The sequence below is a fragment of the Candidatus Limnocylindria bacterium genome (genome assembly GCA_036523395.1).
GTDB lineage: Bacteria > Chloroflexota > Limnocylindria > P2-11E > P2-11E > CF-39.
Genome location: DATDEH010000007.1, coordinates 1 through 11117 on the forward strand (window position 1 = coordinate 1; position 11117 = coordinate 11117).

The 11117-nt window shown below is 68.2% G+C and carries 12 protein-coding genes; 7 read left to right on the plus strand and 5 right to left on the minus strand.

Annotated features, from left to right (window positions below; genetic code table 11):
- From VI056_01080 to VI056_01095, 4 genes are all read left to right on the plus strand, one after another.
- Positions 1-330: 3-isopropylmalate dehydratase small subunit (locus tag VI056_01080; protein HEY6201610.1), on the plus strand; the 330-nt coding region annotated here is incomplete at its 5' end.
- A gap of 48 nt (positions 331-378) precedes the next feature.
- Positions 379-822: an OsmC family peroxiredoxin gene (locus VI056_01085; protein ID HEY6201611.1), complete on the plus strand. Its 444-nt coding sequence runs from the start codon at positions 379-381 to the stop codon at positions 820-822.
- Between the two features lie 9 nt (positions 823-831).
- On the plus strand, positions 832-2100 hold the full coding sequence (locus VI056_01090; protein HEY6201612.1) for an MFS transporter: 1269 nt from the start codon (positions 832-834) through the stop codon (positions 2098-2100).
- Positions 2101-2262: 162 nt separating this feature from the next.
- Positions 2263-2784 carry a hypothetical protein gene (locus VI056_01095; GenBank protein HEY6201613.1) on the plus strand — a complete coding sequence of 174 codons (522 nt, stop codon included), beginning with the start codon at positions 2263-2265 and terminating at the stop codon, positions 2782-2784.
- A gap of 3 nt (positions 2785-2787) precedes the next feature.
- Here VI056_01095 and VI056_01100 read toward each other — a convergent pair whose 3' ends face one another.
- On the minus strand, positions 2788-4914 hold the full coding sequence (locus tag VI056_01100; GenBank protein HEY6201614.1) for a family 10 glycosylhydrolase: 2127 nt from the start codon (positions 4912-4914) through the stop codon (positions 2788-2790).
- A gap of 116 nt (positions 4915-5030) precedes the next feature.
- Between VI056_01100 and VI056_01105 the strand changes: the two genes are divergently transcribed.
- A complete protein-coding gene (locus VI056_01105) occupies positions 5031-5957 on the plus strand; it encodes a TIGR03621 family F420-dependent LLM class oxidoreductase (protein ID HEY6201615.1) in 927 nt (308 codons plus the stop codon).
- 246 nt (positions 5958-6203) lie between these two features.
- Here VI056_01105 and VI056_01110 read toward each other — a convergent pair whose 3' ends face one another.
- Complete coding sequence (locus VI056_01110) at positions 6204-6644, minus strand: nitroreductase family deazaflavin-dependent oxidoreductase (protein HEY6201616.1); 441 nt, start codon at positions 6642-6644, stop codon at positions 6204-6206.
- 31 nt (positions 6645-6675) lie between these two features.
- Between VI056_01110 and VI056_01115 the strand changes: the two genes are divergently transcribed.
- Positions 6676-7293, plus strand: coding sequence for a TetR/AcrR family transcriptional regulator (locus tag VI056_01115; protein ID HEY6201617.1), 618 nt, complete (start codon positions 6676-6678; stop codon positions 7291-7293).
- On the opposite strand, the gene VI056_01120 is transcribed toward VI056_01115, so the two are convergent.
- Positions 7290-9326: an aconitase family protein gene (locus tag VI056_01120; GenBank protein ID HEY6201618.1), complete on the minus strand. Its 2037-nt coding sequence runs from the start codon at positions 9324-9326 to the stop codon at positions 7290-7292. The genes VI056_01115 and VI056_01120 overlap by 4 nt on opposite strands.
- A 27-nt stretch (positions 9327-9353) precedes the next feature.
- Between VI056_01120 and VI056_01125 the strand changes: the two genes are divergently transcribed.
- Complete coding sequence (locus VI056_01125; GenBank protein HEY6201619.1) at positions 9354-9623, plus strand: hypothetical protein; 270 nt, start codon at positions 9354-9356, stop codon at positions 9621-9623.
- Here the strand turns inward: VI056_01125 and VI056_01130 are convergent.
- Positions 9620-10834 (minus strand): LeuA family protein, encoded by a 1215-nt coding sequence (locus VI056_01130; protein HEY6201620.1) that lies wholly within the window; start codon positions 10832-10834, stop codon positions 9620-9622. The two genes, VI056_01125 and VI056_01130, sit on opposite strands and share 4 nt — an antisense overlap.
- On the minus strand, positions 10831-11117 hold a 287-nt coding region (locus VI056_01135; protein HEY6201621.1), incomplete at its 5' end, for an ABC transporter substrate-binding protein. The genes VI056_01130 and VI056_01135, both read right to left, overlap by 4 nt.

Sequence of the window (11117 nt, forward strand, 5' to 3'; positions counted from 1 at the left end):
GGCTTCCGCGCCGTGATCGCGCCTCGTCTCGCCGACATCTTCCGCGCGAACTGCCTCAAGAGCGGGCTCGTGCCGGTCGAGCTCGATCCGAACACGGTCGCGACGCTGCTGCGGCTGGTGTCGGACGACCCGCGAGCTGAGATCACGGTCGACGTCGAGGCGCGCACGGTCGAAGCGCCCGTCGTGCGCGCGAGCTTCGCGCTCGACGACGATGCGCGCACGCGGTTGCTCGAGGGCCTGGACGACGTCGCGCTCACGCTCGGGCACGCGGACGAGATCACGAAGTACGAATCCACGCGAGCGTCCTGGCTACCGAGCCTCCGCGACTGAGTTCCGCTCGCCGACATAGGATTTCGTCTTCACATCTGGAGGTGCCACATGGCAGCGAAACGTCAGGCGCGCGCGAAGTGGAATGGCGACCTCGCGACCGGTAGCGGCGAGGTCAGCTCGGTCACGAGCGGCAAGTTCAGCTCTCTTCCGGTCTCGTGGGGCGCTCGGACCGAAGCACCGCAGGGGAAGACAAGTCCAGAGGAGCTGCTCGCCGCAGCCCATGCGAGCTGTTTCGCGATGGCGCTGTCCGCCGGTCTCGCGAAGGGCGGCACACCGCCCGAGACGCTCGAGGTGACATCGACGGTCACCTTCGACAAGGTCGGCGAGAACTGGACCGTTGTGTCGAGCGATCTCCAGGTCACGGGCGTCGTGCCGGGGCTCAACGAGGCCGGGTTCGCGAAAGCTGCGGAAGGCGCGAAAGACGGTTGCCCGATCTCGCGGGCGCTGAAGAACAACGTGAAGCTCTCGGTCAAGTCCACGCTCGCCCCTTAGCGCGAGGTCGTGCCGCGCGCGACCGCGCTCCTACCGGATCTCACGCCGCTTCGCCGCCACCGATCGTTCCGTTTGCTGTGGTCCGGGCAGCTCGTTTCGAACGTCGGCACGCAGATGCGTCTCGTCGCGTTGCCCTACCAGATCTACCTGCTCACCGGCTCGCCGTTCCACGTCGGGCTCCTGGGCCTGTTCCAGGCGCTCCCGCTCATCAGCCTGCCTCTCCTCGGCGGCGTGCTCGCGGACCGTGCAGACCGCCGGCGCGTCCTCATCGCGACGCAGAGTGGGCTGATGGCGAGCTCGCTCGTCCTCGCGCTCGTGACCCAGCTCGGGTCCACCGAGCTCTGGATCCTCTACGCGCTCACCGCGGTCTCAGCGTCGTTCTCCGCGTTCGATCAGCCGGCGCGCGGTGCGCTGGTGCCGAACCTCGTCGACCGTGCTGAGCTGCCCGCCGCGATCGCGCTCAACCAGATGCTGTATCAGACCGCTGCCGTCGTCGGCCCGGCGGTCGGCGGTGTCGTGATCGCGTCGTACGGAGTGGCCGCCGCGTACTGGATCGACGCGATGACCTTCGCTGCTGCGATCGCCGCGGCGGTGGCGCTCCGGGCTCCGAAACAGGTCGTCGCGTTGCCACAGTCGGTCATGGAGTCGGTCGTCGAGGGCCTTACCTACGTCGTGCGAAACCGCCTGCTCTTCTCGGAGATGGTGATCGACCTTCTCGCGATGTTCTTCGGCTCGGTGCGCGCGCTGATGCCGTTCTACGCCGAGCAGGTCTTCAGGGTCGGCGCGCAGGGCCTCGGCCTGCTGTTCGCCGCGCCCGGCGTCGGCGCGCTCGTCGCCGTCGTCACGTCCGGTTGGGTGTCGCGCGTGCGTCGCGTGGGCATCGCGGTGATCGTGGCCGTCTGTGCGTGGGGCCTCGCGATCGCGGCGTTCGGCCTGATGACCGAAGGCATGTTCGCGCTTGCGCTCGTACTCGTCGCGCTCGCGGAGGCGGCCGACGTGCTCAGCGCGATCTTCCGGAACGTCATCCTGCAGGGCGCGGTGCGCGAGGAGCTGCGTGGTCGCCTCACCGCGATCCACGGCCTCTTCGTCATCGGCGGTCCGAATCTGGGTCAGGTGCGCGCCGGCGCGGTGGCCGCGCTCGTGTCGCCGCAGTTCTCCGTGATCACTGGTGGTCTTGCCTGCATCGTGTCCGCGTTCGCCGTCGCGATCTGGGCGCCGGAGCTCCCGCGCTATGACCGGACCGCGACCCGCGACGCGGTCAGTCCGGAACCGGTCTGATCACCCAGCTCCTGGCGCGCGCGCCGTTCGTGTCAGCGCCTCGTGCGGTCGAGCCCCACAGCACGTGGGACCATCGTCCTTGCGGAACGGTGCACAGCGCCGCATCAGCGGTGTAGCGCGTGACGCACGCTAATTCGTTGGATCAGCGAAAAGGAGATCACCATGACCATCACGTTGAACGGCGAAGAGACCGGCGCGGAGCAGGCGGGAACAGCGGCACCGAAGAGCGAGGTGGCGACGATCGATCGTCGCTTCGTTGGCCTGATAAAGGCCGATCGTGCGGAGATCCGAAGCGCTGCGGTGGGCGCCGTCCTCGCGCAGAAGGACGTCTCGATAGATCGCGCCGGGCTCCGGGCGATCGTGGCCGGCGGGTCGATCCGCATGTCGCAGGGCGCGGCCGGGACGATCCTTGCCGGTGGTGCGACGAGCATCCGTCAGGGCGGCGCGGGAACGATCTTCTCACTCGGGCCCACCCAGATCGAGCAGGGCGGAGCCGGCACCCTCATCGCGGGTAGCGCGACCGTAGGCAAAGGCGGTGTCGTGCTGTTGGCAGTGACGCCGCGCCTTGAGGTCGAGGAGGGCGGCCGGGTGTTCGGTGGCCCCGTGGCGGCCGTCGCGGCGGCCATCGGTGTCGCCATCGGCTTCGCGCTGGGTGCGCTCGTGCTTCGGCAGCGTCGCTCGTGACCGCTACTTGACCGTGACCACCCAGTACACGCCGTAGTCCTCCATCCACTGCGCGCCCTCGATGAGCGGCCGTAGATAGAGCCGATACGTACCCGGTGCCGTCGGTGCCTGGATCGTGAACTGGAACCACGAGACCTGACCCGGGCCGACGTAGTCCGCTGGCTGCGCCGCGATCCGGTTGTAGCGCGGCCATCCCGTCGCCGGTGTTCCGAGCTGACCGTCGCCTCCGAGCGGCGTCGCCTTGTCCTGTCCCGGCTCGGGGCCCCAGGTCCCGAGATACGCGACCTCGCCCATGCGCCCTGAGACCCAACCGAACGATCCGCTGTTCTTGAACGCCACGACGGCGGTCGACGTCTCGCCGGGGCACAGCGTCGGATACCCGCTCTGTCCGTACCACGATGCGTGGAAACCGCGGACGCCGGACGGAACAGTCGCCGGCGGAGCGATGCCCGGCCCGACGTCACCCGTGCATCCGACCGGCGGGTTTGGTGACGGCAATGGCGACGGAGTCGGGCTCGGCGCAGGTGTCGCGGTGGGTGCGGGCGCAGGCGTGGGACTCGGAGCGCCCTGGCCGAGCGTCGTGAGCCGACCGGTGATGACGTCCGCGGTGCCGAGCGTCTCGCCCGCTGCGTCGACCCGGTAGTTGTTCGACGGCAGATCGACGAACGCGAACCAGCCCTTGCCGTCGGTCTTCGCCGAGCGGACGATCGCGCCGCTCGCCTGCGAGAACAACAGCACCTGTGTCTGGGCGAGCACGGTGCCGTCGCTCGTGTGGGCGATGCCACGCAGGTGACCGGTCGTTGGCTGCGTCTTCCATGTCATGGGCGGCACGTTCGCCGTCGAGGCGAAGATCGGCGGTGTGATCGCCTCGTACGAGGAGACCTGCGTCAGCGCCCGCTCGAGCTCCGCGCGGCTCGCGGCGCCGCTGCGCGTGCCTGCGTCGGTCATCGCGTCCGGCGTGCGGTACGAATACCCGACCCAGCCTGCGCTGTAGTTGCCTGCGGTCGACGGAGCGACTGCGGTGCGCACCTGACGCACGGTCGCGGCGATGTCATTGAGATATGGCGCGGACCCGACGACGGACTGGCGTCCGTACTGCGCATCCTTCGCGTAATCACTCCACTCCTGATACATGCGCCGCTGGTCGGTCGGGGTCGTCTGGTCGCGCTTGTAGTTCATGGGGATGTTGAGATCGAGGATGCCTTCGCGCATCCAGCCGTCCCAGTCCTGCAACTGCTCGGCGTACGCGCGGGTGTTCGTCCAGCCCCCCTGCGCTTGCGGGCCGTTCCCGTAGGTGATCGTGTCGGCGCTCACGCGCACGCTCGGCCGGATCGCGAAGCTCTCGATGTAGACCTTCCGCACGATCCCGGTGATCTGATCGCGGCGCCACTGCGCCCACTGAGGATCGGATGCCACGGGCCGATCGGTGCGACCGGTCGCCTGCTGGAAGCGCGCGACCGCGACCGGGTTGTAGCCCCACGTCGGCTGGCCGGCCTGGCTGTTGCCGTCGGGATAGCGGATGCGGTCGAGGTTGATGCCGTCGACCGCGTAGTTCGCGACGATGCTCGTCGCGGTGTCCACGATCCACTGCGCCGCGTCCGGGTGCCCGGGATCCACGAGCCAGTCGGTCCCCGACTGCATGACGCCGTCATCGCGTGACATGAGCCAGTTCGCGTAGCCGGTCGCCGACGGGCCGTGCTGGTTGAACGCGTGCGCCGGAGATGCCGGCGTCGCCGGCGTACCACCGGTGCGCCAGAAGGCCGTCGCGATGACCCAGGCATGGACCTCGATGCCCTCCGCGTGCGCTTTGTCGATGAGGGTCTGCAGCGGATCGAACGGGAACGGCGCGACGCCCGGCTGGTCGGTGCGCGGCACCGACGCACGATTGCAGAAGCAGTCGCCGCGGCGAACAGCTTGCACGACGATCGCGTTGAGGTGTGCGGCCTTCGTGCCGGCGACGATCGCGTCGATGTGCGGCGCGTCGAACAGATCGTCGCCGAAGGCGTCGACCCAGTACGCGCGGAACTGACCCCCGGGCGGCGCCGCGGCATCGAAATCCGCGGACTGCGACTGCTGCGGGAGCCAGACAAGTGCCAATACGGCGACGAGCGCCAGCCCGACCTTCCTCACTACCCCAGTAACGATGAGGCAACGGCGTGTGTCGCGGGCGGGTGATATTTGGTCCTTTCTTCTCACGCTCTAACGCACAAGCGGCCGAGCGAGCCCACGTCACTAAACTCGCCGCGATGCCCCGGCCATTTCGCTTCGCGGTCACTGCACGCTACGCCGGCACCGGTACGAAATGGCGAGATGTCGCACGCCGCGCGGAAGATCTTGGGTACGACGTGCTGCTCGTGACCGATCACATGGGTCCGCAGTTGGCACCCATACCAGCGCTCATGGCCGCGGCCGATGCGACGACGCGTCTGCGCGTCGGCAGCTTTGTGTTCGCGAACGACTACCGCAATCCGGTCATGCTCGCGAAGGAAGTCGCGACGATCGACGTGCTCTCAGGCGGCCGAGTCGAGGTGGGCATCGGGGCGGGATGGAAGACCGGCGACTATCGCGAGCTCGGCATCCGCTACGACGCCCCCGCGGTCCGCGTGAGCAGGCTCGAGGAATCCGTCGTTCTCCTGAAGCGCCTGCTGAGCGAGGAGCACGTCGACCACGCTGGCAAGCACTACACGGTGCACGGCGCGAACATCGTGCCCCGGCCGCTGCAGCGACCGCATCCGCCACTCATGATCGGCGGCGGCGGGCCGCGCGTTCTCCGCCTGGCCGCGCAGCAGGCCGACATCGTCACCTTCGCGCCGCAGGTGAATGCCAGCGGCCGCCCACGCCTTGATGCGATCACGGAGAAGGCGCTCACCGAGCGAGTGATGCGCTTTCGCGCGGCGGCGGGCGACCGGGCCGAACGCATCGAGCTCAACGTGTTCGTGTTCGATGCCGCGGTCACCGACCGCGCTCGGTCGCTCATGGCCGCCGTGAGCGGATATCTGCGTCGCGCGGCGAACGGCCTCGTGCGCAGCCCGTTCGTGCTCTACGGGTCACGCGCATCATTGCGCGAGCTTCTGTTGGAGCGCCGCGAGCGCCTCGGCCTGAGCTACATCTCGGTGCCGGGCAACGCGATGCGCGAGTTCGCGCCGATCGTTGCGGAGCTGCGCGGGACCTAAGGGGTCTTCGTCGGGGTCGGGGTCGGCACCGGCGTGTTCGTCCGCGCCGGTGTCGGTGGGTGCGGCCGTGCGGATCTGGACGGTCGGGCTCGGGGAGGGCGATGCGGACTGGCTCACGCTCGGCGACGGCGAGCTCGCTGTGCCCGCGAATCGGGAGAGGCCGCCGCCCAGGAGCACGCCGATGAGAAGGAGTGTGACCAGACCGCCGGCAACGGCGGCCAGGATCAGGTCGATCCAGCGCGGTCGCTAGGCTGTCCGCCCGATGAACGACCCGGCGTTCTTGGCCACGGTCGTACGCCGCACGCGGAGGAACTTCTTGATGCCGATGCGCTTCACGATCGGTCGCATGAAGCCGTCGAAAGCCGGCAGCGCATCCGCCACGTCGATGATCTCGGGGCTCGTGATCTCGATCTCGCCGCCGCCCCAGCGAACGACCCCACCGCCGGCCGCGCGCAGGTTGCGGCACCAGTCCGTTCCCTCGCCCCAGGGCAGCGGCAGAACGAATCCGTCGGCCGTCGGGCGGATCGCGATGGGCGTGGAGTACAGCTTCCCGGATCGACGGCCTCGATGACGTACCACCGCCCAGATCGGGATGAGTCCGGTCTCGGCCACGCGAAGGGCGATGGGGCCCGTGGCCTTCGCGATCCGGACGATCAGGTTCTTCTCCATGAGTGATGCCTCCACCATTTGCTCCCGCTGCTATGATTCAATCATCTGATTGATTAGACGTCAAGCGACAACTCCCGCAGAGCCTCGGAGGGACGCGCTCGTCGCCGCGGCGTACCAGATCCTCGCCACCCGTGGCTTCGAGGGGCTCCGCACGCGCGAGGTCGCCGCGGCGGTCGGCGTAAACATCGCGACGCTCCACTACTACTTCCCGCACAAGGAAGATCTGATCCGCGGCGTGGTGGCTCACGCGATGGGCCGTTTTCGCGGAACGCTCGGTGGCGCAGGCTCGGCCGAGGATCAGCTGCGCGCGCATCTCCGTGGCCTCCGTCGTCTCTCGCGCGATGAGCCGGAGCTGTTCACCGTGATGGCCGAGCTCGCGATCCGCGGCGTGCGTGATGTGTCACTGCGCAGGATCGTCGGCGGCACCGACGACGCCTGGCGCGCGATGTTGAGGACGCTCCTGCGTCGCGCGAAGGATGAGGGCGCGGTCGCAAAGGGCCTGGACCCGGATGGCATGGCCGCGGTGATCGTCGCGACGCTCAAAGGGACGTTCATGCTCCCGGCGTCAGAGCCTGAGAACGTCGAGCGCACGTTCCGGCAGCTCGAGACGCTGGTGGGACTTCGCGCGAAACGGACCGCGATGGCGAGCGGTCGGGCGAAGCGCTAGACGAAGCGCTCCGCCTTCCATTCGATGCCGAGCTCGCTCGGCGGCCCCATGTAGCCGAGCATCGCGGACGCGGCAACGACCGCCGGGCTCGCGAGATACCCGAGACCGCCCACGCCCATGCGATTCGCCCAGTTGCGATTAAAGGACGTGATCGCGGTCTGGCCCTTCGCGAGCGCGTCGGGACCCTGACCGAAGCACGGCCCGCACCAGGACTCGCGGATCTCCCCGCCGACCGAGCGGAACACATGGGCGATCGACTCGCCGCCGAGTCTCGCGTCGGTCCGCTCGATGTCCTTCTTGACGGCGCCGGACCCGGGGAAGATCACGAACTCGTTCGCGGCGCGCTTCGCGCCTTTGTCCCGCGCCGCGCGCAGGACGAGCGCCGCCTCGAGCAGATCTCCATATCCGCCGTTCGTGCATGAGCCGATGAACGCCTTGTCGAACGCGATGTGCTCGCGCGCGACCTCGTCCGCGGGGAACGCGTTGCCGGGGCTGAACGGCTTCGCGATGAGCGGCACGACCTCGGAGAGATCGAGGACCTCGTCGATCTCGTACATCGCGTCGGCGCCAGGACCGAAACGCGGGTAGGGGAGGTCGGTGAAGCCCTTCTCCCGATACCACGCGTAGGTGAGGTCGTCCGGCGCGAAGATCCCATTCGTCGCCTCGCCCTCGGCCATCATGTTCGCGATCGTGTTGCGGTAGCTCATCGGCAGTTGTTTGTCGGCGTCGACGAACTCGACGCTCATGCCCTCCGCCTGCTTCGCGCCCCAGCGTGCCAGCAGCGCGAGCACGACGTCTTTGCCACTCACCCAGGGCTGCAGCCGCCCTTTGAACACAACGCGCCGCTGGCCCGCGACCGTGAAGTACACGTAGCCGGTCGCCCAGCCGAAGCCGAGCGTCGTCGAGCCGACGCCGTATCCGAGCGCGCCGTACGCGCCGTAGGCGCGGCTGTGCGAGTCGGCGCCGGGAACGAGCGCGCCGGGGACGACGAGACCCTGCTCCGGGAAATAGAAGTGAAAGATACCGTCACCCGGTGTCGCGTAGTGCGGACGCGTGATGCCATGGAGATCGGCGAACTGCTTCCCGATCGCCGTCTGCTTGTCGTCGGCCTCACGATGGTTGAACACGAAGTGATCGTTCGCGACCGCGATCTGGCGCGGTCGGATCGTGTCGCCGCCGGTGATCTGATTGAAGGTGTGGATCGAGAACGGCGCAGTGCCGTCCGACGCCGGCAGGAGGTCCGCGTACACGCGAAGCGTCGCGCCAGCGCGAACGACGGCGTCCTTGTCTACGCGGTGCGCCCAGAGGATCTGCTCGGTCGACGTGAGCTTGCGCGCGGTATCGGGGTCCGGCCACGAGATATCGGGCGCGCGGAGGACCGAGTCGCGGAACTCGCGTCGCCCGATCTTGATGATCCCGCCGGAGCGGCGGATGTCGTCCTCGGCCGGGGAGAGCGCCGCCGGCTCGTAGGTCTTGCCCTGCGTCTCGTTGCTGAGCGTGCGTGTCTCTGGATCGAACACGAATGCATCGCCCTCCTGCGCGTCCTCCACCGCGGCGCGGCTCTGCACCACGTGCAGGCCGAGGTTGAGCGCGTTGCGGCGGAAGATGTCGCCCATGCCCGCGCCGCAGACGATGACGAGCTCCCGGCCCGCCTCGTCGCCGACGCCCTTGAGCCCCGCCGGGCTCATCTCACGCGACGACCCGATCGCGAAGCGGTCGCCGGCGATGACGAAGTTCTCGCCGCGGTGTACGCGCTCGCGGAAGTCCGGCATGAGGAAGCGGAACGAGCCCGCTCGCCAGCGGTGATCCAGTGTCTCGAGGCTCTCCGACACGCAGTCGTTCGACGGCGTGATCTGGTCCGTGTCGATCGCGTTGAGCTTCTTCCCCGGCACCTTGGGGTCCCAGAAGATCAGCGCTTTCCCGCGTATCGCGCGACCGCCGTCGTCTCGTGGGCCACCGGCGTGGTCGGGTCCGGCGATCGTTCTTGCGTCGACGCCGGGCAGTAGCTTGGCTGGTCGGATGGTCTGGGTCATTGCTTCGATTGTGGCACTCTGCCGCTTGTGTGCTGCGTCTTCATCCTGCTTGCGTTCTTCACGCCGCGGATCGTGCTGTTCGTGATGTGGCTCTTCACGAACTACTTGAGCCGCGCGTTCGACGGATTCGTCATGCCGTTCCTGGGGTTCTTGTTCTTACCCACCACCACGCTCGCGTACGCGATCGCTCAGAACGAGCTCGGTGGTGTGAACGGCCTCGGATTGATCGTCATCCTCATCGGCCTCGCGGTCGATATCGGCCTGCTCGGGGGCGGCGCGCGACGACGGCGCGGCTAGCTCTTCGCGAGCCGCTCCAGCTCGGCATCGGTCAAGAGACGATCCGAGGCTTTCGCCGATTCGAAGACGCGGGCGATACGTTCGCGCGTCGGCTCGAAGCCATGAGACTCGAGCCAGTACACGACGTTCGACTCCCCGCTCATCGGGCCGACCTCGATCCGCTGCTCGCGGCCGAGCACCGAGGCCGGAACACCGCTGTACACGCGGTCCGCCAGAGCGCGGTCACCCTTTCGCAGCGCTTTGATCACGGCGGCCGCGTGCACTCCTGTTCCGGTGCGGAAGGCGTCGGAGCCCAGCGCCGGATAGTTCGGCGGGATCGGAATGCCGCAGTGCTCCGCGACGAGCGCCGCGTATTCAGCGAGCGGTGTGAGGTCGCGGTCGATGAGACCCCAGATCTGCATGTTCACGAGCAGCTGGTCCATCGAGGTGTTGCCAACACGTTCGCCGATCCCCAGTGCGCAGCCGTGAACGCGGTCGGCGACCGCCGTCGCGGTGAGTGCGTTGATCGTTCCGAGGCCGCGGTCGTTGTGCCCGTGATAGTCGAGCTTGACCTCCCGGCCTTTGATGACGTCATCACGGAGGAACGTCAGGAGATTGCGCACGCCTTCGGGCGTGGCATGGCCGACCGTGTCGGAAGCGCAGATACGTTCCGCGCCGCAGCCAATCGCAGTGTCGTACAGCGTGCTGAGCGTTTCCGGGTCCGCCCGCGTCGTGTCCTCGGTCACGAACATCACCGGCAGCCCGTTCTTCACGAGCGTCGTCACCGACTCCTCGACGTTCCTCAGCATCGTGTCGAGCGACCAATCCTCCGCGAGGCGGCGGATGGGCGACGATCCGATGAAGGCGCAGCTCTCGATCTTCACCCCGGACTGGATCGCGGTCTCGATCGCGCCCTGCACGTCGACCGGATGCGTGCGGATCGCCTGGTTCGGGCGCAGCTTCTTGAGCTTCGTCGTTTCCTTCGCGAGCTCGACGATCTCCGCGCGTGCGCGCGGCGATGCGCCGGGGAGCCCGATGTCCGCGGTGTCGATGCCGAGCTGATCCATCAGCTGGAGGAGCCGCTTCTTCACCGCGAGCGGCGGGTTGCGCACCGACGGACCTTGCAGTCCGTCGCGGAGCGTCTCGTCGTCGAGCTCGACGGCGCGGTAGTCCGCCTTCATCGCGCGGCCGTCGCGGTTCCAGTCGTAGATGAGGTGATCGAGTTCGCTCATCGCCCTTCCTTCGGCGCGGGCTCGGGCGCGAGCGCGAAGCCGACGCGAGCGCCGACGCTCCAGCGCAAGAAGACGAGATCGACGGCGTCGAATCCGGCGTGGCGCGCCGCGGTGAACGTGTAGCGGGTCGTGATGCCCGCGAACGTAGTTGCCTCGAGGCGGTCCCGCAAACGCGCGCGGTCCGGTGTGCCGCCGGCACTCTCGGCCGCTGCGTCGATGAGGGCGAGCGCGTCGTAGGCGGTCGCCGCGAGCGTGCTCGCCGCGCCATGGCGAGCGGTGAATG

Bases quoted from the DNA above. Each gene is read 5' to 3' on its own strand.
- VI056_01085 (HEY6201611.1), top strand. From the start codon at position 379: ATGGCAGCGAAACGTCAGGCGCGCGCGAAGTGGAATGGCGACCTCGCG.
- VI056_01095 (HEY6201613.1), top strand. From the start codon at position 2,263: ATGACCATCACGTTGAACGGCGAAGAGACCGGCGCGGAGCAGGCGGGA.
- VI056_01105 (HEY6201615.1), top strand. From the start codon at position 5,031: ATGCCCCGGCCATTTCGCTTCGCGGTCACTGCACGCTACGCCGGCACC.
- VI056_01110 (HEY6201616.1), bottom strand. From the start codon at position 6,644: ATGGTGGAGGCATCACTCATGGAGAAGAACCTGATCGTCCGGATCGCG.
- VI056_01120 (HEY6201618.1), bottom strand. From the start codon at position 9,326: ATGACCCAGACCATCCGACCAGCCAAGCTACTGCCCGGCGTCGACGCA.
- VI056_01130 (HEY6201620.1), bottom strand. From the start codon at position 10,834: ATGAGCGAACTCGATCACCTCATCTACGACTGGAACCGCGACGGCCGC.